The following is a 19,503-nucleotide window of genomic DNA, read 5'->3' on the forward strand; positions in this document are numbered from 1 at the left end:
GGCACACGTACTCCTGACGGGCCGCCGAAGATCAGCGGTCGATCCTCGCCTGCCCCTTGCGTACCGTGACCGGCTCGGCGAGCCGCTGTTCGTCGACGACCCTCTGGAGGCTCTCCAGGGTCTCGTCGAGCCCGGCACCGATCCGGGGTCCCGGCGTGAAGGTCGCCGGGAGGTGGCGCATGCCCTGGATGACCCCGATGGTCTCGTAGTGCTCCGCGCCCTCGGGGTCGCAGTGGAAGTCGGGCATCCGGTCGAGGACCTGGGTGACCATCCGCTTGAACACCGTGCGCGCCACGTTGGAGCCGATGCAGCGGTGGATGCCGAGGCCGAAACTGCTGTGCCGGTTGCCCTTGCGTTCCATGTCGATGGAGTGGGGTTCGGGGAAGACCTGCGGGTCCCGGTTCGCCATCGCCCAGGACAGCCAGAGCCGTTCCCCCTCCTTGAACCGGGTGCCCGCGATCTCGCAGTCCGCGGAGAAGGTCCGTCCGTCGCCGGGCGCGGGGGCGTAGTAGCGCAGGAACTCCTCGGTCGCGGAGTCCAGCAGTGCCTTGCGGTCCCGGCTGAGGCGGTCCCGTTCGGCCGGGTGCTCCGAGAGCCACTCCAGCGCGTGCGCGGTGAGCGCGGTGGTGGTGTCGAACCCGCCGCCGATCAACAGGGCGAGCACGCCGAGGAGTTCATCGTCGGGCGGGGACTGGCCGTTGATCTCCGCGCGGACCAGGGCGTCGACCAGGCCCGGGCGCGGTGCCTGCCGGATCTCCGCGATGGTCATGGCCAGGTCCGTGCCCATCGCCTTCTGCAGCTCGACGACGCGGGCCTGGTCGGGTGAGTTCGGCGGGGTGTAGACCGAGGCGTGGGCCGCCTCGTTGTAGATGGTCCACTTCCTGACCGGGATGCCCATCATGGCGAGCGTGAGCACGGCCGGCACGACGTTGGCGAGGTCGTCGACGAAGTCGATCCGCCCCGACTCGATCCTCTCGTCGATGCACGCGCGCGCCACCTCGTCGATCAGCGGAATCCAGCGGCTGATGGCGGCGGGCGACAGATAGGGGTTGAGCGTCTGGCGGTAGTAGCGCTGCTCGGGCGGATCCATCTCCAGGAACCCGCCCCTGACGGCCTTCGCCCGGGGCGGCGGCGGGATGGTGATGCCCTGGTACCCGCGCCGCTCGCCCTTGACGTCATGGTCGTTGGAGAGGAACTCGGCGGACCGGGCCAGCTCGAAGACCTCGCGGTTGCCACTGGCGACCCAATGGCCGCCGTAGGTCTCGGACCAGGCGATGGGGCACTTGGACTGCAACTCCTGGGTGACCGCCTGGAATTCGTGGCGGTACTCGGGAGTGTGCCGGTCGAAGTGGACCGGGTTCCTCTTGGGGTCGTCGTTGACGGTGTCGTCCGTGGTCATCGGGTTGTTCTCCCCTCAGGAGATGAAGATCGCTCGCTCGGGGCAGGACCTGACGGCCTCGACGGCCTCGTCCTGCTGGTCGTCCGAGACCTCTTCCTTGATCACCGACGAGTGGCCGTCGATCTCGCTGAGCTCGAAGATGTCCGGAGCACGCATGGCGCAGAGCGTGTGACCCTGGCAGCGCTCCGGGTCTACCCGTACCTTCACATCGCTTCCTTCCTGCCGCGGGGTGGCTACTTCAGGTCCGCCAACGACTTGCCGACATCGGCCAGGGTCATGGGCTTGGTGTAGGTGCCCTTGAACTTGTAGGGGGTCCCGTTGCAGCGATAGGCGCCGGTGTCGGGCTTGAAGTCGGCGGCCACCCAGCCCTTGGCGGTCGCCTTGACGGGGTCGAAGCACTTGGGAGGCACGGTGGGGGACGACAGGTCCATCGGGGCCTGCAGGCCACCGCCGGTCCACGCGGTCTGCTTGCGCGCGTTGTCGTACACGCACGTGCGGGTGAGCTCGGCGCAGTCGCCCGCGGCCGTGGCGAACAGCAGCCAGCTGGAGAAGGCCTTCAGCGCCGGCAGGGTGACCTGGGCGTCGGGTGCGTACTTCTCGTAGAGGTCCTCGACCATCTTGGTCGCCGGGTTGGCGGTGGCGTCCTCCAGCGGGGAGAAGCCGCCGAGGTCGGCGAAGTTGGCCTGCTTCGCCAGCGCGGAACCGGCCAGCTGGATGAAGGCGGGGCCGTAGGCGTTGCTGTTGGCGTCGATCCAGTCGGGTGCGTAGCCGATGTTGGTGAGGACCTGTTCCAGCTTGGCCAGACTGGCGAAGTCGCCGAGGAAGACCAGTCCCTTGACCTTCTTGTTCTTGATGGCCTGGGCGTACGGCGTCCAGTCGGACACGCCCTGGGCCGGATACAGGTCCGAGTAGGTGATCTTGCCGCCCGCCGCGGTCAGCGTCTCCTTGTCCTGCGCGGTGATGTCCTTGACGACCGGGGAGTCACCGGCGATGACGCCGACGCTGCTCGCCGATGCCGGGTACGCCTCCTTGAGCAGCCAGGAGAAGTAGCCCCCGTAGGGTGAGTAGCCGGTCGCGGCACCCTGGACGGTCACCTGGAGGTCCGATCCGATGGCCTGGCTGGTCTGGGCGGGGAAGTCGGGGAGCAGGCAGTTCAGTCTGTCCTTGACGCCCATGCCGTCGAGCGCGGCGCCGCCGCCGGCGAGCGCGAAGTCGGAGCGGCAGGCCTCGATCATCCGCTGGCGGACCTCGACGAGCTTGGAGTCGTGGGTGACGGGAACGAGTTTGCGTCCGTTGATGCCGCCCGCGTCGTTGCACCACGAGGTGAACACCTTGGCGGCGTCCACGAACTCCGGGTTCTTGGTGAAGCCGACGTCGCTGAAGACGCCGATCTTGATCTCGGAGTTGGTGACTCCCTGGGAGGTGGAGGCCTTGGCCGTGCCGGAGTGGCAGACGTTCTTGAGCGTGCCGAAGTCGGCCGCCGCGGCGGAGTCGGACGCCGATGCGGAAGGCTTGTCGCCGCTCGGCGACGTGGTGGAGCGGGCGGAACACCCGGCCAGGGCCAGGACGGCCACAGCGATGAGCAAGCGTCTCATCGGTTCTCCTCGATTTCGTTCCCCGAAAAAAGGGTGGTCAGGTGACCGCGCCCGCTTCTTTCAGCTCGATGATGCGGGGCCAGTCCAGTCCCAGTTCCACGAGGATTTCCTCGGTCTGGGCAGCGAACTCGGGCGCCGGCCCGAGCGAGGGGGCGGTGGTGTCGAACTGCACCGGGCTGGCCGCCAGATCGATCTCGCCGACCCGGAGCAGGTACTCGTTCGCCCGGATCTGCGCGTCGGCGCCCACCTGGAGGGTGTCCTGCACCGGGGCCCACGGCCCGGCGAGGGTGGCGAAGCGTTCGGTCCACTCGGCGAGGGTGCGGCCGGCCAGCACCGTCCGCAGGATCTTGACGGCCTCTTCGGTGTTCGCGGCGAGCAGCTCGGCCGTGGCGAAGCGGGGGTCGTCGGCCAGCTCCGGGTGGTCGATGTGGTGGCACACGTCGGCCCAGAACTTTCCGGGCTGGAGCATGACGAAGGCCAGATAGCGCTCGTCGGCCGTGGCGTAGATGCCGGACAGCGGGTTGACCGGCGAGCCGTGGGCACCGGGCACCGGTGCCACCCAGGACTTGTCGAGGTGCAGCGAGACCGCGGTGGCCTGGCCGTTGGCCCATACGCCGCTGCCGAGCAGGGAGACGTCCACGACCGACGGTTCGCCGGTGCGCTCGCGCCGCAGCAGTGCCGCCGCGATGCCTCCGGCGAGGTTCGTGCCGGAGATGGTGTCCCCGTAGGCGGGCGTGGGGCTGATCATGCCCTCGACGCCGGGCGGGGTGATACTGGCGGCGGTGCCGCCCCGGGCCCAGAAGGCGGTCATGTCGTACCCGCCCTTCTCGGATTCCGGTCCGCGCGGCCCGAGCGCGCTGCCCCGGGCGTAGATGATGCGGGGGTTCACCGCGCGGATGTCGTCCACGTCGATGCCGAACCGCCGCCGGTGTCCGGGCAGGAAGCTGGTCAAGAACACGTCGGAGCGGCGGGCCAGGTCGTGGAGGACTTCCTTGCCCTCGGGCCGGGTCATGTCGAGGCCGAGGCTGCGCTTTCCCCGGTTGGCGTGCTCGATGTTGGGGTTCGGGTCGCCCTCGACGCGCAGTGTGCCGGTCTGCCGCAGGCCGCGCTGTGGATCGCCCGTGACGGCGTGCTCGACCTTGATGACGTCCGCGCCCCAGTCGGCGAGCACGGCTCCCGCCGAGGGGACGAAGCCGTACATGGCGACTTCGAGGACGCGGATGCCTTCGAGCGGACGCATTACGGGACCACCACCGCGAAGGACTTGGTCTCCAGGAACTCCTCCAGTCCGGCGACGCCGCTCTCCCGGCCGACGCCCGACTGCTTGTAGCCGCCGAAGGGGACTTCCTGGGAGAAGTAGTTGCCGCCGTTGATGCTGAAGGTGCCGGTGCGGATGCGGCGCGCCACGGCGACGGCCCGCTGGTCGTCGGCGCTGTGCACCGCGCCGGACAGGCCGAAGATCGAGTCGTTGGCGATGCGTACGGCGTCGTCCTCGCCGTCGTAGGGGATGACCGCGAGCACCGGTCCGAAGACCTCGTCCTGCGCGATCTCGCTGGCCGGGTCGACGTCGGCGAGCAGGGTGGGCGTGTAGAAGAAGCCCGGGTCGACGCGCTTGCCGCCGGTGACCAGGGTGGCGCCGGCCGCGACGGCCCGCTGGACCATGCCGTCGACCTTGTCGCGCTGGCGTTCGCTGATGAGCGGCCCCATGAAGGTCTTGGGGTCGGTCGGATCGCCGTACGACACGCGTTCGAGGCCGGCCGCGACCATGGCGACGATCTCGTCGTGGTGCTCCCTCGGCACGAGCAGCCGGGAGGTGAGCGCACAGCCCTGTCCGGAGTGGGAGCAGATGGTGAAGGCCGCGAACATGGAGGCGGCGCGGAAGTCGGCGTCGTCGAGGACGATCATGGCGGACTTGCCGCCGAGTTCCAGGAAGACCTTCTTCACGGTGGCGCTCGCCGCCTCCATGATCCGGCGGCCGGTGGCGGTGGAGCCGGTGAAGGTGATCATGTCGACGTCGGGGTGTTTGGTGAGCACCTCGCCGGCCTCGACCCCGGAGGAGACGATGACGTTGACCACGCCGGGCGGGATGTCCGTGTGCTCGGCGATCAGTTCACCCAGGTACAGGGTGGTCAGCGGGGTGTCCGGGGCGCCCTTGAGGACGACCGTGCAGCCGGCGGCGAGCGCGGGGACCAGCTTGGCGAGCGCGAGCTGGTTCGGGTAGTTGTACGGGATGATCGCGGCGACGACCCCGGCCGCCTCCTTCTCCACCCAGCGGCGGTGCCGCTGCCCGCGGATCTCGGTCTCGCCGAGCTCCTCGGTCAGGGGGTACTTCTCCAGCAGGTCGGTGTAGTACGAGACCAGCTTGATCGGCTCGTCGAGCTGGGGGCCGTGGGTGAGCATGCGCGGCGCGCCGACCTCGGCGATCGTCAGGTCGCGCAGCTCTTCCTGATGGTCGGTCAGCGCCTGGTGCAGCTGGCGGAGGCAGCGGACGCGCTCGTTGGTGTCGGTCGCCCAGCTCGTGGTGTCGAAGGCGCGGCGGGCGGCCGTGACGGCGGCCTCGGCCTCGGCGGCCGTGGCGTCGGGGGCCTGGTCGAGCACCTCGCCGGTCGCGGGGTTGAGCGAGGGGAAGGTCTTCTCGGTCGCGACGAGCCGGCCGTCGATGAGCAGCCGCTTCACAGCCGGACCACCTGTCCGCCGTCGACGCTGACGACCTGGCCGGTCAGCCAGCGCGCCTCGTCGGAGAGCAGGAACAGGACGGTGGGTGCCAGGTCTTCGGGGGTGCCCATCCGCTTGATGGCCAGGCTGTTCGTCATCTGCTCCTGGTACTCCTTGGGCACGATGCTCCGGGTGGCCTCGGTGTCCGTGGGGCCCGGCGCGATCCCGTTGACCCGGATGTTCCTGCCGCCGAGCTCGGCGGCGAGCGAGGCGGTCAGGCTGTTGATCCCGGCCTTGGCCAGGCCGTAGTAACCGCCGCCGATCCAGGCCGCGGTGGACGACTGGTTGACGATCGACCCGCCCTCGGTCATGTGCGGGACGACCGCACGCGTGCAGTGCAGCGCGCCGAGCATGTTCACCTGGAGGAAGCGGTTGAGGTAGTCGAGGGGAACCGTGGTGAGGCCGTCGCGCCTCATGCTGTGGAAGATGGCCGCGTTGTTGACCAGGTGGTCGATGCGTCCGAACTCCGCCATCACGGCGGCCGCCATCGCCTCCGTCGACGCCGGGTCGGCCACGTCCACCTTGACGAACAGAGCCGCGTCGCCGATCTCCTTGGCGACCCGCTCGCCCTGTGCCTCGTTGAGTTCGGCGACCACCACGCGCGCACCCTCGGCCGCCAGTGCCCGGGCATAGCCCTCGCCGATGCCCTGGCCCGCGCCGGTGACGATCGCCACCTTGTCCTGGAACCGCATCCTGCCTCCTTGCTCGGATGTGGTGGAAACTACATTCTCAGCTTACGCAAATCAATATTCCGGAAACGAGAACGTCATGGCAGACAGTAGAAGGTGACAACCAGCCAAACCTGACCACCATTCAGGATCGACAGGCACACCTCAGCGACATCGAGAGGCAAGAGGCCCGTCGTCGCGGGCCTTCCGGTGGACCAACCGGCGAGAATACTATTCTCGCATATGGAAGGGATATTTTCATGATCGCAACGAAGACCCTCAGTCCGAGCCTGGGTGTAGCCATCTCGCTCGACCCGGCCAGGAACGCGACGGCCGAGTACCCGCGCAGGGCGCTGCCGTACGGCGCCGACTCGGAGCGGACGCTCCAGCGCACCGCCGTCGTCGGCGACGAGGAACTGTCATGAGGACGGCCGTCGTCACCGGCGGCGCTTCCGGTATCGGTCTGGCCATCGCGGAGCGACTGGCCAAGGACGGCTATCAGGTCGCCGCACTCGACCTCAATCCGTCGGACACGAGTGTCGCCCCCGCCACCGACGTCGCCGACCGGGCCCAGGTGGATGCGGCGCTGGCCGCGGTCAGGGAGCGGCTGGGACCGGTCACGATCCTGGTCAACGCGGCCGGAACGGACGGCTTCAAGCGCTTCTCCGACCTCACCTTCGAGGCCTGGCATCGGGTGATCGACGTCAATCTGAACGGCGTCTTCCACTGCGTGCAGGCCGCGCTTCCGGACATGATGGAGGCGGGCTGGGGACGGATCGTCAACATCTCCTCCTCCAGCGCCCAGTCGGGCCAGCCGTTCATGACGCACTACGTGGCGTCGAAGTCGGCGGTCAACGGCCTGACGAAGGCGCTGGCCCTGGAGCTGGGCCCGTTCGGCGTGACCGTCAACGCGGTGCCGCCCGGTTTCATCGACACCCCGATGCTGCGCAAGGCGGAGGCGCGCGAACTGCTCGGCGGGACGGTCGAGGAGCACATCCAACGCACTCCGGTACGGCGGGTCGGCCGCCCGGAGGACATCGCCGCCGCCTGCGCGTTCCTCGTGTCGGAGGAGGCCGGCTACATCACGGGCCAGATCCTGGGCGTGAACGGGGGCCGCAACACATGAACCGCATCCCGCCGCTCCCCTACGACCAGTGGGACACCGAGGCGCTGGCGTCCCTCGCGCCGGGGCGCAAGCTGCCGCCGTCCAACGTCTTGGGCCTCCTCGCGCAGCACCCGGAACTGGCCAAGGCCTTCCTCGGCTACAACCGGCATCTCCTGGGCGGCGGTTCGACGCTTTCTGCGCGCACCCGCGAGCTGGCCATCCTGCGGGTGGCCTGGCGCAGGCGTTGTCAGTACGAGTGGGTCCAGCACGTGCTGATCGCGCGGAAGGCCGGCGTCACGGACGAGGAGATCGACGCGATCCGCGTCGGCAAGCCGACCCCGATCACCCGGGCCGTGGACGAACTGGAGGCGGATTCGGGCCTGTCGGACGACACCTACCGGGCGCTCGCCGCCGAGCTGGACGACCGGCAGCTGATGGATCTGGTCTTCACCGTCGGCACGTACGGCCTGCTGGCCATGGTCCTCAACACCTTCGAGGTGGAGCTCGATCCCGGCCTACCTGCGGAGAACTTCACTACCGCTGAATGAGAATGCTATTCTCATTCAGGAAAGGGGAACAGCCATGCCACACTTCAGCAAGCCTGAGGCCGGGAGCTGGACCGAGCAGTACCCCGAACTGGGCACGAGTCCCGTGAACTACGAGGACTCGATCGATCCCGCGTACTACGAGGCCGAGCGCGAGGCCGTCTTCAAGCGGACCTGGCTCAACGTCGGACGCGTCGAACAGGTCCCCAAGCCCGGCCACTACTTCACCAAGGAACTCGCCGCCGCCGACACTTCACTGATCATCGTCCGGGGCCGCGACCAGCGGATCCGCGCCTTCCACAACGTCTGCCGCCACCGCGGCAACAAGCTCGTCTGGAACGACTTCCCGGGCGAGGAGGTCAAGGGCACCTGCCGCCAGTTCACCTGCAAGTACCACGCCTGGCGCTACGACCTCACCGGCAAGCTCACCTTCGTCCAGCAGGAGGGCGAGTTCTTCGACCTGGACAAGGACGACTACGGTCTCAAGGAAGTCGCCTGCGACATCTGGGAAGGCTTCGTCTTCGTCAACCTCGACCCCCAGCAGCCCCTGCGGGAGTACCTCGGGGACATGGCCAAGGGCCTGGAGGGTTACCCCTTCCACGAGATGACCGACGTCTTCACCTACAAGTCCGAGGTCGGCAGCAACTGGAAGCTGTTCATCGACGCCTTCGCGGAGTTCTACCACGCTCCCGTCCTGCACCAGAAGCAGGCCACCAAGGAGGAGGCGGAGAAGCTTCTCGGCTACGGCTTCGAGGCGCTCCACTACGAGCTGCACAGCCCGCACTCGATGATCTCGTCCTGGGGCGGCATGGCACCGCCGAAGGACCCCTCGATGGTCAAGCCCATCGAACGGGAGCTGCGCAGCGGCCTGTTCGGACCCTGGGACCGGCCCGACATCGCGGGCCTCGACCCGCTGCCGACCGGTCTCAACCCGGCCCGTCACCGCTCCTGGGGCACCGACTCCTTCGTGCTGTTCCCCAACTTCATGCTGCTCATCTGGGCACCGGGCTGGTATCTGACGTACCACTACTGGCCGACGGCCGTGGACAAGCACCTCTTCGAGGCGAACCTCTACTTCGTCCCCGCGAAGACCGCCCGCGACCGCCTCGCCCAGGAACTCGCCGCCGTCACCTTCAAGGAGTACGCCCTCCAGGACGGCAACACCCTCGAGGCCACCCAGACCATGCTCAAGGGCCGCTATGTCACCGACTTCCCCCTCAACGACCAGGAGATCCTCCTGCGCCACCTCCACAAGGTCGTGAGGGACTACGTGAAGGAGCACGCCGATGCTGCCGAGTGACTTCGCCGAACTCGAGCCCTACAGCGACTGGGTCCTCGGCAGCGAACGCGAACGCTACGCCAAACGCCTCGCCAGCAGCATGGCGGACATGCAGGCGTTCTACGACGCGGCGTTCCCCCTGCTGGACCGCGCGACGACACACCTCGACAAGTTCCCGCTCGACGACCTGCCCGAGCCCGAACGCAATCTGATGCTGCTCATGTTCTCCCTCGTCATGGTGTCCTTCCCCATCGAGGTCTGGAAGCAGCCCCGCGTCCCCGACTCGGGCGCCGCCTATCTCGACGTCATCGCCGAGCCGCGGGTCTGAGGATGGTCACCCTCAAGGCCGCCCGCGTCCTGCACGTCGAGACGGGGCAGATCGAGGAACCGGGCCTGGTCATCGTCGACGGCGACCGCATCGCGAGCGGCGGCGGAGAAGGAGGCGAGGGTGACGTCCTGGATCTGGGCGACGTCACGCTGCTGCCCGGCCTGATGGACATGGAGGTCAACCTCCTCATGGGAGGCCGGGGCGAGGTCCCGGGCCTCTCCCCCGTCCAGGACGACCCGCCGCTGCGCATGCTCCGCGGGGTCGCCAACGCACGCCGGACACTGCGCTCGGGGTTCACCACCGTCAGGAACCTCGGCCTGTTCGTGAAGACCGGCGGCTATCTGCTGGACGTCGCGCTGGGCAAGGCCATCGACGCCGGCTGGATCGACGGCCCCCGCATCGTCCCCGCCGGGCACGCGATCACCCCGACCGGGGGGCATCTGGACCCCACGATGTTCGCCGCGTACGCCCCCGGCATCATGCCCCTCTCCCTGGAGGAGGGCATCGCCAACGGCGTCGACGAGGTGCGCAAGGCCGTCCGCCACCAGATCAAGTACGGCGCCCAGCTGATCAAGGTCTGTGCGTCGGGCGGGGTCATGTCCCACACGGGCACCGCGGGCGCGCAGCACTACTCCGACGAGGAGTTGCGGGCCATCGTGGACGAGGCCCACCGGCGCGGACTCAAGGTGGCGGCGCACACCCACGGCGCGGCCGCCGTCCGGTCGGCCGTCGAGGCCGGCATCGACTGCATCGAGCACGGCTTCCTGCTGGACGACGAGACGATCGAGCTGATGGCCGAGCGCGGCACCTTCCTCGTCGCCACGACCGCCCTGATCGACGGCATGGACATCTCCAAGGCCCCGCCCGAACTGAAGGCCAAGGCGGGCGAGATCTTCCCGCACGCCAGGACGGTCGTCGCCCGGGCCCTCAAGGCGGGCGTGAAGATCGCGGTCGGCACCGACGCGCCGGCGATCCCGCACGGCCGCGGCGCCCAGGAGCTCATCGCCCTCGTCGAGCGCGGGATGACCCCGCTGGAGGTGCTCCGGGCGGCGACGGTCAACGCGGCCGAGCTGATCGACGCCGAGGACCGCGGACGGATCGCCGAGGAGCTCCTCGCGGACCTGATCGCCGTACCCGGCAATCCGCTCGAGGACATCTCGGTGATGGCCGACGTCCGCTTCGTGATGAAGGGAGGGAAGGTCTTCCGTCACGAGCGCGGCTGAACGAGGTCTGCGCGCGGGGGTGTGCTGAGGGGCGGGGCGCGTTCTGCGCCCCGCCCCTCAGGACGTCGTCATCAAGCCGTCCGTGCTCACTGCGCCTTGATGTGGTCCTTCATCTCCTCGAGCCGCGTGAGGATCGGGTAGCCGCCCACGCTCAGCGCGTTGCCGTGCCCGGTCTCATGAATGTCGAACACCGACTGGACGGCCGCGTAGAAGCCCTGCACGTCCAGGGTCTGGTTGACGGCCCGCTTGGCCTGGCGGAGCGCGAAGGGGTGCATCCGCGCGATCTGCCCGGCCAACTCCATGGTGGCCGCGTCCAGTTCGTCGAGCGGTACGACACGGTTGACCATGCCGACCTTCTCCGCCTCCTCGGCGGTGACGGCCCGTCCGGTGAAGAGGATCTCCTTGGCCTTGCGCGGTCCGAGCTCCCAGGTGTGCCCGTGGTACTCCACTCCCCCGATGCCCATGTGCACCACGGGATCGGAGAACTCGGCGTTCTCGGCGGCCACGATCAGATCGCAGGGCCAGCACAGCATCAGGCCGCCCGCGATGCACTTGCCCTGGACCGCGGCGATCGACGGCTTGGGCACATTGCGCCAGCGCAGGGTGTACTCCAGGTACCTGCGCGCCTCGGCGGTGTAGATCCACTCCAGGGTGATCTTGTCGGGGCTCGGCCAGCGGTCCTTCAGGTCGTGGCCGGCCGAGAAGTGCCGTCCGTTGCCCCGCAGCACGATCACCCGTACGTCCTCGTCGGCCGCGGCGCGGGTCCAGGCCGCGTCCAGGTCGTCGAGGAGTCCCATGGTCTGAGCGTTGGCGACCTCGGGCCGGTTCAGGCTGATGACCGCGACCCGGTCCTCGACCTCGTACAGAATCTGGTCCATCCACGTCCTCCTGGGTCATCTCGGCAGGCCGAGGATGCGCTCGGCGATGATGTTGCGCTGGATCTCGGAGGTGCCGCCCGCGATCGTCCCCGCGAAGCTGCGCGCGTACCGCTCGAACCAGCTGGAGATGAAGTTGTCGATGCTCATGTGGTTCGGCGGGCCGGTCACTTCGGGATGGACCAGGCCCTCCGGCCCGCGGTCCTCCAGTGCGTTGAGGCTCGCGACCTGGATCGCCTCCGAGCCGAGCAGCTTGAGCACCGACAGCTCCGCCGGGTCGTGGTCGCCGCCCAGTTGCCGGTAGCCGAGCAGCCTGAGCGCCTGGGCGTCCATGAGGAGCGTCGCGTACCACTCCTCGTCGCTGGGCGCGTCCCGGATCAGATCGTCGAGGCGCTCGGCGAAGCTCAGCCACAGCATGGTCCGCTCGTGCCCGAGCGAGCCGTGCGCCACCGACCAGCCCTTGTTCAGGGGGCCGACGAGGTTCTCGCGCGGGACCCGGACGTCGGTGAAGAACACCTCGTTGAAGTCGAGGTCGTCCCGCGCGGCCATGGACGCGAACGGCCTGCGCACCACACCCTCGGTGCCGGTGGGGATGAGCAGCACGCTGATGCCCTGGTGCTTGGGCGCGGCCGGGTCGGTGCGGACGAACGTCAGCAGGACGTCCGCGTCGTGCGCGCCCGAGGTCCACACCTTCTGTCCGTTGACGACGAAGTGTCCCCCACTCTCGGCTCCGCTCGAGCGGGCGGTGCCCCCATCGTCCAGGACCGCGCGGGTGCGCAGCCCGGCGAGGTCGGATCCGGCGCCCGGCTCGCTCATGCCGAGCGCCGCCGTGATCTCGGTGCGCAGGAGGGGAATCGCCCACCGCTGCTTCTGCTCCTCGGTCCCGAACGTGAGGATCGAGGCGGCGATGATGCCGATGCCCTGGGGGTTGAAGCTGTGATAGATCCGCCGCCTCGACAGCTCTTCGAGGTGGGCGAGTTGCTGCGGCAGGGTGGCGTTCCGGCCGCCGTACTCGGGAGGTTCGCCGGGCAGCAGCCAGCCCGCGTCGAACAGCGTGCGCTGCCAGCGGCGTGCCCACGCGGGGACGTCGGCGCTCGACCGCGACGCGGGGTGGGCCTCGTCCGGGGTGGGCAGGTGGGCGTCGAGGAAGGCGGCGAACTCGGCGCGGAACTCGTCCACTTCGGAGCCGGAGTCCAGCTTCATCCCGCCACCGCCTCTTCCTGCCCGCTCGTCTCCCGATCCGGCCCTGACCTCTCCCGTTCCCGCCGCGTCTGCTCCAGCAACGCCCTGCGGTGTACGGCCGCCGTCCCCAGCAGCAGATCGCCGGCCTTGGCCCGCTTGAGGTGGATCTGCAGTTCGTTCTCCCAGGTGAATCCCATCGCTCCGAAGAGCTGGAAGCCGTCACGGAAGACGGTCCGCTGGCACTCCCCGGCGGCGGCCTTGGCCATCGAGGCCGCCCTGCCGCGCCGTGGGTCGTCCTCGGCGATGGTCAGCGCGGAGAAGTAGGCGAGGGCCCGGGCCCGTTCGATGGCGACGTACATGTCCGCCGCCTTGTGTTTGACGGCCTGGAAGGAGCCGATGGGCACGTCGAACTGGACGCGTTCCTTCACATGCGCGACGGCCAGGTCCAGGATGCGCCGGCAGCTGCCGACCGTGGAGATCGCCAGGCCCATCAGGGCGAGGTCCGGAATCCCGGGCACCAGGCCGGAGGCCTCGACATGGGCCGCGTGGAGGGTGGGGTCGAAGATGTCGACGCGTGCCGCGCCGAGGTCCGGGCCCGCCACGATCCGCACACCGTCGCGGGTGAGCAGGGCGATCTCGTCCGCCCGGTCCGCGTCGAGGACGAACCGGCCCGTGCCGTCGAACACTCCGGTTCCCGAACCGCTCGGCAGTCGCCCGGCGAGCGGGGCGAACCAGGTGGCCGTGGCAAGGAAGGGGGTCGGATCGGCGACGTACCCCAACTCCTCCAGGACGATGGCCAGTTCGACCGGAGGTGCCTCCAGCCACCCGAGTTCCAGATAGGTCGACCAGAGCTGGTCCTCGGGCTGCGAGCGGGACTTGGCGACCGTCTCCCGTACCAGCCGTTGCAGCAGCCGTTGGTCCTCGTCGAGCTCAAACTCCACGGCCCACCTCCAGAAGGGTCTTGCCGATGGCGCGGCGGTCCAGGTCCAGGGCGGTCGCCACCTCGTCGAGCGGGTGGACGGCGTGGACCCGGGGGTTCATCAGGCCTTCGGCGAACATGCGGTTGAGCTCCGCGCGGGTGACGGCCAGTTGCTCCCGGCCGTGCCGTGCCCAGCCGCCGAAGTCGAAGCCGTGGATCGTGACGCCCTTGAGCATCGCCAGATTGAGCGGGAGCCGGGGCACCTCGCCGCTGGCGAAGCCGACGTTCACGAACCGGCCGCCCCAGCGCATGGCCCGCAGCGCCTGTTCGGAGTGCGGTCCGCCGACCGGGTCGATCACGAGGTCGGCGCCGCCCGAGTCCCGTAGCCGCCGCTTGAGGTCGTCGTACGGGAGTGCCTCGTGGGCGCCCTGTTCGAGGCAGGCCGCCCGTTTCTCCTCGGTGGAGGCCACGGCGACCACCTCCGCGCCGAGCAGCGCGGCGAGTTCGACGGCCGCGAGTCCGACCCCGCCGGCCGCGCCGAGCACCGCCACCCGCTCCCCTTCCTGGAGGCGGCCGATCAGCGTCAGCGCGTTGTACGCGGTGGCGTGCGAGACCCCGAAGGCCGCCGCGCGCCGGGTCGGGATCGTGTCGGGGATCCGGTACAGGCTGGCCGCCCGGACGGCGACCCGCTCGGCGAAGGCGCCGACGAAGACGGACCCGTAGACCCGCTCGCCCTTCTCGAACCCGTGCCCCGACTCGGCGACCACCCCGGCGAACTCGCTGCCTGGGGTGAACGGCGGCTCCGCCTTCACCTGATAGGTGCCTCGGATCACCAGGACGTCGGCGAAGTTCACCGCCGCGTAGTGCACGTCGACGGGTACCTCACCGTCCGGGTCGGGAACCTCCTCGACGACCACCGGGCCGCCGACGGCGTGGCACCGGGCCGCCCTCATAGCCGGGTCGTCGCGGCCAGTTCGGCCGCCTGGGCCGCCATCTGCAGGACCGCGTCCCCGTAGTAGGCCATCTTCGGGTTGCCGCCGTCGCCCTTCACATGGCGGGCGTAGCCGCCCTCCAGCACGATCGCCATCTTGAACCGGGCGAGGATCACGTAGTAGTCGATGTCACTGACGTCCCGGCCGCTGACCTTGGCGTAGTGCTCGATGATGTCGGCCCGGTCCGGCATGCCCGTGTAGTCGGCGTACCTGCCCGCGGCGTCCCGGTCCTCGTCGGCGTTCGGCCAGCCCATGACGACCCAGGCGAGGTCGAGCAGCGGGTCGCCGACGGTGGCCATCTCGAAGTCGACCAGGGCGGCGAGCTCGGCGGGCGCCCCGTGCTCGAACATCACGTTGGCGAACTGGTAGTCGCCGTGGATGATGCCCGGCTCCCAGTGCCGGGGCCGGTGGGTGCGCAGCCAGGCGGCCGCCGCGTCCAGTCCCGGTATCTCGCGGAACCTGAACTTCGCCAGGTGCGCCTGCCAGCGGTCCACCTGGCGGTCGTGGAAGCCGTCCGGGCGGCCGAACCCCTCGAGTCCCTGGGCCCGCCAGTCGACGTTGCCGAGCTTGGCGATGCCCTCCACCAGCTCGTAGGCGAGACCGGGGCGCAGGGACAGGTCGCTCTTGAAGGGCTCGGGCCAGCCGTCGGTGTTCATCGGCGACCAGCCGTTCACATGGCCCATGAGGTAGAAGCACGAGCCGATCACGTCGGTGTCGTCGCAGACCGCGATGGCCTCCGGGTGCGGCACCTCCGTCCCGTTCAGTGCGTTCAGCACCCGGAACTCCCGCAGCATGGTCTCGTTGCGGCCCGGCGGGACCTTCTCCGGGGGCTTGCGCAGCACCATCCGCCGCTCGCCGCGCCGGATGTCGAAGATGTCGTTGGAGGTGCCCCCGGAGATGAGGGACACCTCGACCGGTTCACCCGGAGCGATGTCCTGACCGTCCAGCCAGCGGGCGAGCGACTCGATGTTCACATGTTCTCCAGCTGCTTGCGGGCCCACTCCCGGCGAGCGGGCAGATGCTGTGAGGGCCAGGGCCCCGACGCGGCCTCGTAGCCGCGCAGCAGGTCCTTGGCCACCGTGACCTTGTGGATCTCCGAGGGCCCGTCGACGACCGCCATGACGGCCGCGCCGGTCCACATGTCGGCGAAGGGCATCTCGTTGGACACACCCAGGGCGCCGTGCAGGTGCATGGAGCGGTACACGATGTCGTGCAGCACCTTCGGCGTCAGGAACTTGATGGCGGAGATGTCCTTGCGGACCCGCTTGTAGTCCTGGTACCGGTCGATCTGCCAGGCCGTGTGCAGCACGAACAGCCTGAACTGCTGCAACTGCGCGTACGAGTCGGCGAGGTCGGCCTGGACGAGCTGCTTGTCGGCCAGCCTGCTGCCCTGGGTCTCCCGGGAGAGGGCGCGCTCGGCCATCATGTCCAGCGCCTTCTGGCACTGGCCCACGACCCGCATCGCATGGTGGACCCGCCCGCCGCCGAGCCGGGTCTGCGCGATGGCGAAGGCCTGGCCCTCGCCGCCGAGCAGCGCGTCACCGGGAACGCGGACCCCGTCGTACTCGATGAGCGCGTGCATGCCCTCGTCCGGGGCCTCACTCATCAGACCGAGGTGGCGCTCCATGCGGATGCCCGGGGTGTCGCTGGGCACCAGGAACATCGACATGCCCCGGTACGCGCTGACGTCCGGGTCGGTCACGGCCATCACGATGACGAACTTGGAGGTGCGGGCGTTGGAGGAGAAGAACTTGCGGCCCGTGATGACCCAGTCGTCGCCATCTCGCTCGGCACGCGTGGTGAACATCTTCGGGTCGGCGCCGGCCTGCGGCTCGGTCATGGAGAAACAGGAGAAGCACTCGCCTTCGAGCAACGGCCTGAGATAGCGCTCCTTCTGCTCCTCGGTGCCGTACCGCGCGATGATCTCTGCGTTGCCGGTGTCCGGCGCGGCCGTGCCGAAGATGACAGGGGCCCAACTGGACTCCCCCAGGATCTCGTTGATGAGGGCCAGCCTGAGCTGGCCGAAGCCGCGTCCGCCGAGCTCCGGGCCGAGGTGGGGCGCCCACAGGCCCTGGTCGCGCACCTGCTGCTTGAGGGCCCGGACGACCGGGCCGGTCTCCTCGTCGAGGGGATGGAAGGCCCGGTCCGGGTAGACCAGGTCCAGCGGGTCCACGCGCTCGGCGCGGAACCACCTGATCCACTCCAGTTTCTCCTCGAACTCCGGCTCGGTGGAAAAGTCCCATGCCATGTCAGACGATCCTCGATTCGTGGTTCCGCCAGTACGTCTCCCGGAGCAGGCCCTTGCGCAACTTTCCGCTGGGATCCCTGGGCAGACCGAGGAAGTCCTCGGCCTCGGTGGACGACGCCGTCGACGACGCGAACGTCGTCGCCCGCCCGGCCCACCGATCCCGGGCGGGCCGGCCACTCCTGCGGACCGATGACCGTGAAGCGGGGACGAACTGTGCGTCCGTGACCCGGTGACGCTCGATGAGGAAGGCCGCGCCGCTGGGCATACGGATCGCGAGGGCGTCCTCCGGCTTGAGGTCCGGCGCCGCCACCAGGTGCCGGGACCGTGCGTCGAGCTCGGCGTACGTGACGGTCCTGCCGCCGCTCTCGATGACCGCGATCGCGTCGGGGCGCCGCTTCGCCTGCCATCCCAGATACATGCGGCGAGAATATCATTCTCGGTGAATGCAAGTAAGAGTCTCGTAACCTGCGCTGCGTGATTCGGTAGGGCGCCGCAACTTATTCCCGTTGAAGTGGAGTATCGTTCTGCAATGTGACCGCAGTCCCCGAAGAACCAGCGTGGCGCCAGCGCGCCGTAGAGCGATCGACCCGCGCCGCGAAGCTTCGCGCCGAGCAACGCGTCCAGCGCTTCCTGGACTCGGCACAGGAGTTGATCGCCGAGAAGGGCACGACCGACTTCACCGTCCAGGAGGTCGTCGACCGCTCGAAGCAGTCCCTGCGCAGCTTCTATCAGCACTTCGACGGCAAGCACGAGTTGCTCCTCGCGCTGTTCGAGGACGCGCTCTCGATGGGCGCCGCCAAGGTCCGCGAGGCTGCCGCGACCGAGAGTGATCCGCTGCAGCGCCTGCGGATCGCGGTCGAGACGCTCTATGAGCAGTCACACCCCAGCCCCGGCGTCCAGCGCCCGCTGTTCAACGACTTCGCGCTGCAACTGCTGGTCAAACACCCCGAGCAGGTGGCGACCGCCCACATCCCGCTGCTCACCGTCTTCACCGAGATCATCGAGCAGGCCGCCGAGGCCGGTCTCATCGCCGACGCGAAGCCCCGCCGCCAGGCCGCCCTCGTCATGCAGACCGTCATGTTCGCCTCGCAGGCCCACGGCGTCCCCGCCGACAGCCATGCCCACCCGGTGACCTCCGAAGAGGTCTGGCAGTTCTGCCTGGGCGGCATCTCCGGCGTTCCGGCCACGGCCGGCAGGTCCGCCTCCGCGTAACACGGTCTCGACCCCCTGATCCACCCGCACAGGGAGTTCCCTTCTCCATTTCGGAGAGTATGGTTCTCACCGTGGTGCCGGAGGATCAGGGGGTTCCCATGACCGTACGGACGGACGCCAGGCCTCACTACCGGGTCGTCCAATGGGCCAGCGGCAACATCGGCTCCCGCGCGCTGCGGGCGGTCCTCGAACATCCGGACCTGACGCTGGCCGGGCTGTACGCGCACACGCCGGACAAGGCGGGACGTGACGCGGGCGAGCTGTGCGGCCTGGGCCCGACCGGTGTGATCGCGACCCATGACATCGACGAGATCGTGGCGCTCGGCGCCGACTGCGTCCTCTACATGCCGCGCGCCTGCGACATGGACGAGGTGTGCCGGTTGCTGGCCTCGGGCACGAACGTCGTGACGACGCGCGGCGAGTTCCATCGCGCCGCCAGCCTCGACCCCGCGGTGCGCGAGCGGGTCGAGGCCGCGTGCGAGAGCGGCAACTCCTCGATCCACAGCACCGGCAGCAGCCCCGGGTTCATCACGGAGGCGCTTCCGCTCGCCCTGAGCTCGATCCAACGGCGGCTCGACGGGCTGATCATCGAGGAGTTCGCCGATCTCTCCCAGCGCGACTCGCCCGGGCTCCTCTTCGACGTCATGGGGTTCGGCAGACCTCCCGCCGAGTACGACGAGCACCGGCTGTCCGCCGTACGCGACAGTTTCGGCCCCTCGCTGCACATGGTCGCCGACACGCTCTCGATCCCCCTCGACTCGGTCGAGGCCGAGGGGGAGGTCGCGACCGCGCCCCGCCCGATCCACATCGCCGCGGGCACCTTGCGACCGGGCACCGTGGCCGCTCAACGGATCACGGTCTCGGGGCTGCGGGACGGCCGACCGTTGCTGTGCTTCCGGGCCACCTGGTACTGCGCCACCGACCTCGACCGCGCCTGGGACCTGCGCGCCACCGGCTGGCACGTCACGATCGACGGCGACGCGCCGCTCGACATCGACCTGCGCTTCCCGGTGCCCCTCGACCGGATGGCCGCCATGTCGCCCTCGTACACGGCGAACCGCGCCGTGAACGCGGTACCCGTGCTGTGCCAGGCGTCCCCCGGGATCCGATCGACGGCCGACCTTCCGCACATCGTGGCCCGGCTCGGGTGAGCCGGTGAGCGACGACAACACACCGGACATCGGCCGTCACCGCATCTTCACCACCCTGACCTCCCAA

General features: G+C 69.2%; 21 protein-coding genes. 8 read left to right on the plus strand and 13 right to left on the minus strand.

The genetic code is table 11. The annotated features are described in order from the left end of the window. Nucleotides 1-31: 31 nt before the first annotated feature. From OG568_RS03345 to OG568_RS03370, 6 genes are read right to left on the minus strand one after another with little or no spacing between them, the layout of a single operon-like run. Nucleotides 32-1,399: a cytochrome P450 gene (locus tag OG568_RS03345; RefSeq protein WP_329530196.1), complete on the minus strand. Its 1,368-nt coding sequence runs from the start codon at nucleotides 1,397-1,399 to the stop codon at nucleotides 32-34. Nucleotides 1,400-1,414: 15 nt separating this feature from the next. Then, entirely contained in the window at nucleotides 1,415-1,606 is a 192-nt protein-coding gene (locus OG568_RS03350; RefSeq protein WP_054235694.1) for a ferredoxin, read from the minus strand. Nucleotides 1,607-1,632: 26 nt separating this feature from the next. Next, nucleotides 1,633-2,994 (minus strand): ABC transporter substrate-binding protein, encoded by a 1,362-nt coding sequence (locus tag OG568_RS03355; RefSeq protein ID WP_329530197.1) that lies wholly within the window; start codon nucleotides 2,992-2,994, stop codon nucleotides 1,633-1,635. A 37-nt stretch (nucleotides 2,995-3,031) separates the two neighbouring features. Further along, entirely contained in the window at nucleotides 3,032-4,234 is a 1,203-nt protein-coding gene (locus OG568_RS03360) for a CaiB/BaiF CoA transferase family protein (protein WP_329530198.1), read from the minus strand. After that, nucleotides 4,234-5,670 carry an aldehyde dehydrogenase family protein gene (locus OG568_RS03365; RefSeq protein WP_329530199.1) on the minus strand — a complete coding sequence of 479 codons (1,437 nt, stop codon included), beginning with the start codon at nucleotides 5,668-5,670 and terminating at the stop codon, nucleotides 4,234-4,236. The genes OG568_RS03360 and OG568_RS03365 overlap by 1 nt, the downstream gene beginning before the upstream one ends. Next, a complete protein-coding gene (locus tag OG568_RS03370) occupies nucleotides 5,667-6,401 on the minus strand; it encodes an SDR family oxidoreductase (protein WP_266589541.1) in 735 nt (244 codons plus the stop codon). Before OG568_RS03370 ends, OG568_RS03365 begins: the two co-directional genes overlap by 4 nt. A gap of 236 nt (nucleotides 6,402-6,637) precedes the next feature. Between OG568_RS03370 and OG568_RS03375 the strand changes: the two genes are divergently transcribed. The 6 genes from OG568_RS03375 to OG568_RS03400 are packed head-to-tail and all read left to right on the plus strand — an operon-like array spanning nucleotide 6,638 to nucleotide 10,857. Further along, nucleotides 6,638-6,802: a hypothetical protein gene (locus OG568_RS03375; protein WP_329530200.1), complete on the plus strand. Its 165-nt coding sequence runs from the start codon at nucleotides 6,638-6,640 to the stop codon at nucleotides 6,800-6,802. Further along, nucleotides 6,799-7,503, plus strand: coding sequence for an SDR family NAD(P)-dependent oxidoreductase (locus tag OG568_RS03380; RefSeq protein ID WP_329530201.1), 705 nt, complete (start codon nucleotides 6,799-6,801; stop codon nucleotides 7,501-7,503). Before OG568_RS03375 ends, OG568_RS03380 begins: the two co-directional genes overlap by 4 nt. Beyond that, complete coding sequence (locus tag OG568_RS03385; protein ID WP_329530202.1) at nucleotides 7,500-8,030, plus strand: carboxymuconolactone decarboxylase family protein; 531 nt, start codon at nucleotides 7,500-7,502, stop codon at nucleotides 8,028-8,030. Before OG568_RS03380 ends, OG568_RS03385 begins: the two co-directional genes overlap by 4 nt. Before the next feature lie 34 nt (nucleotides 8,031-8,064). Then, nucleotides 8,065-9,327, plus strand: coding sequence for an aromatic ring-hydroxylating oxygenase subunit alpha (locus OG568_RS03390; protein WP_329530203.1), 1,263 nt, complete (start codon nucleotides 8,065-8,067; stop codon nucleotides 9,325-9,327). Further along, nucleotides 9,314-9,634 (plus strand): hypothetical protein, encoded by a 321-nt coding sequence (locus OG568_RS03395; protein ID WP_329360592.1) that lies wholly within the window; start codon nucleotides 9,314-9,316, stop codon nucleotides 9,632-9,634. Before OG568_RS03390 ends, OG568_RS03395 begins: the two co-directional genes overlap by 14 nt. Before the next feature lie 2 nt (nucleotides 9,635-9,636). Then, nucleotides 9,637-10,857 (plus strand): metal-dependent hydrolase family protein, encoded by a 1,221-nt coding sequence (locus tag OG568_RS03400; RefSeq protein ID WP_329530204.1) that lies wholly within the window; start codon nucleotides 9,637-9,639, stop codon nucleotides 10,855-10,857. 86 nt (nucleotides 10,858-10,943) lie between these two features. Here OG568_RS03400 and OG568_RS03405 read toward each other — a convergent pair whose 3' ends face one another. From OG568_RS03405 to OG568_RS03435, 7 genes are read right to left on the minus strand one after another with little or no spacing between them, the layout of a single operon-like run. Then, complete coding sequence (locus OG568_RS03405) at nucleotides 10,944-11,735, minus strand: enoyl-CoA hydratase (RefSeq protein WP_168505398.1); 792 nt, start codon at nucleotides 11,733-11,735, stop codon at nucleotides 10,944-10,946. A gap of 15 nt (nucleotides 11,736-11,750) precedes the next feature. After that, on the minus strand, nucleotides 11,751-12,935 hold the full coding sequence (locus OG568_RS03410; RefSeq protein WP_329530205.1) for an acyl-CoA dehydrogenase family protein: 1,185 nt from the start codon (nucleotides 12,933-12,935) through the stop codon (nucleotides 11,751-11,753). Further along, on the minus strand, nucleotides 12,932-13,855 hold the full coding sequence (locus OG568_RS03415; RefSeq protein ID WP_329530206.1) for an acyl-CoA dehydrogenase family protein: 924 nt from the start codon (nucleotides 13,853-13,855) through the stop codon (nucleotides 12,932-12,934). The genes OG568_RS03410 and OG568_RS03415 overlap by 4 nt, the downstream gene beginning before the upstream one ends. Next, complete coding sequence (locus tag OG568_RS03420) at nucleotides 13,845-14,786, minus strand: NADPH:quinone oxidoreductase family protein (RefSeq protein ID WP_329530207.1); 942 nt, start codon at nucleotides 14,784-14,786, stop codon at nucleotides 13,845-13,847. Before OG568_RS03420 ends, OG568_RS03415 begins: the two co-directional genes overlap by 11 nt. Then, nucleotides 14,783-15,799, minus strand: coding sequence for a phosphotransferase family protein (locus OG568_RS03425; protein ID WP_329530208.1), 1,017 nt, complete (start codon nucleotides 15,797-15,799; stop codon nucleotides 14,783-14,785). The genes OG568_RS03420 and OG568_RS03425 overlap by 4 nt, the downstream gene beginning before the upstream one ends. Beyond that, complete coding sequence (locus OG568_RS03430) at nucleotides 15,796-17,073, minus strand: acyl-CoA dehydrogenase family protein (RefSeq protein ID WP_329530209.1); 1,278 nt, start codon at nucleotides 17,071-17,073, stop codon at nucleotides 15,796-15,798. Before OG568_RS03430 ends, OG568_RS03425 begins: the two co-directional genes overlap by 4 nt. 1 nt (nucleotide 17,074) lies before the next feature. Further along, on the minus strand, nucleotides 17,075-17,491 hold the full coding sequence (locus tag OG568_RS03435) for a hypothetical protein (protein ID WP_329530210.1): 417 nt from the start codon (nucleotides 17,489-17,491) through the stop codon (nucleotides 17,075-17,077). A gap of 113 nt (nucleotides 17,492-17,604) precedes the next feature. Here OG568_RS03435 and OG568_RS03440 point away from each other — a divergent pair, with 113 nt between their 5' ends. Together OG568_RS03440 and OG568_RS03445 are read left to right on the plus strand one after the other, a co-directional pair. Beyond that, entirely contained in the window at nucleotides 17,605-18,285 is a 681-nt protein-coding gene (locus OG568_RS03440; RefSeq protein WP_329530211.1) for a TetR/AcrR family transcriptional regulator, read from the plus strand. A 98-nt stretch (nucleotides 18,286-18,383) separates the two neighbouring features. Next, entirely contained in the window at nucleotides 18,384-19,436 is a 1,053-nt protein-coding gene (locus OG568_RS03445) for an NAD(P)H-dependent amine dehydrogenase family protein (protein WP_329530212.1), read from the plus strand. Nucleotides 19,437-19,503 lie beyond the last annotated feature (67 nt).

Origin of the sequence: Streptomyces sp. NBC_01450 (genome assembly GCF_036227505.1) — a bacterium.
Lineage (GTDB): Bacteria > Actinomycetota > Actinomycetes > Streptomycetales > Streptomycetaceae > Streptomyces.

Excerpts from the sequence above, each read along its gene's own strand:
- OG568_RS03445 (WP_329530212.1), top strand. The coding sequence starts at position 18,384 with ATGACCGTACGGACGGACGCCAGGCCTCACTACCGGGTCGTCCAATGG.
- OG568_RS03420 (WP_329530207.1), bottom strand. The coding sequence starts at position 14,786 with ATGAGGGCGGCCCGGTGCCACGCCGTCGGCGGCCCGGTGGTCGTCGAG.
- OG568_RS03370 (WP_266589541.1), bottom strand. The coding sequence starts at position 6,401 with ATGCGGTTCCAGGACAAGGTGGCGATCGTCACCGGCGCGGGCCAGGGC.
- OG568_RS03400 (WP_329530204.1), top strand. The coding sequence starts at position 9,637 with ATGGTCACCCTCAAGGCCGCCCGCGTCCTGCACGTCGAGACGGGGCAG.
- OG568_RS03360 (WP_329530198.1), bottom strand. The coding sequence starts at position 4,234 with ATGCGTCCGCTCGAAGGCATCCGCGTCCTCGAAGTCGCCATGTACGGC.
- OG568_RS03385 (WP_329530202.1), top strand. The coding sequence starts at position 7,500 with ATGAACCGCATCCCGCCGCTCCCCTACGACCAGTGGGACACCGAGGCG.
- OG568_RS03355 (WP_329530197.1), bottom strand. The coding sequence starts at position 2,994 with ATGAGACGCTTGCTCATCGCTGTGGCCGTCCTGGCCCTGGCCGGGTGT.
- OG568_RS03435 (WP_329530210.1), bottom strand. The coding sequence starts at position 17,491 with ATGTATCTGGGATGGCAGGCGAAGCGGCGCCCCGACGCGATCGCGGTC.
- OG568_RS03430 (WP_329530209.1), bottom strand. The coding sequence starts at position 17,073 with ATGGCATGGGACTTTTCCACCGAGCCGGAGTTCGAGGAGAAACTGGAG.
- OG568_RS03380 (WP_329530201.1), top strand. The coding sequence starts at position 6,799 with ATGAGGACGGCCGTCGTCACCGGCGGCGCTTCCGGTATCGGTCTGGCC.
- OG568_RS03390 (WP_329530203.1), top strand. The coding sequence starts at position 8,065 with ATGCCACACTTCAGCAAGCCTGAGGCCGGGAGCTGGACCGAGCAGTAC.
- OG568_RS03345 (WP_329530196.1), bottom strand. The coding sequence starts at position 1,399 with ATGACCACGGACGACACCGTCAACGACGACCCCAAGAGGAACCCGGTC.
- OG568_RS03410 (WP_329530205.1), bottom strand. The coding sequence starts at position 12,935 with ATGAAGCTGGACTCCGGCTCCGAAGTGGACGAGTTCCGCGCCGAGTTC.
- OG568_RS03395 (WP_329360592.1), top strand. The coding sequence starts at position 9,314 with ATGCTGCCGAGTGACTTCGCCGAACTCGAGCCCTACAGCGACTGGGTC.
- OG568_RS03375 (WP_329530200.1), top strand. The coding sequence starts at position 6,638 with ATGATCGCAACGAAGACCCTCAGTCCGAGCCTGGGTGTAGCCATCTCG.
- OG568_RS03405 (WP_168505398.1), bottom strand. The coding sequence starts at position 11,735 with ATGGACCAGATTCTGTACGAGGTCGAGGACCGGGTCGCGGTCATCAGC.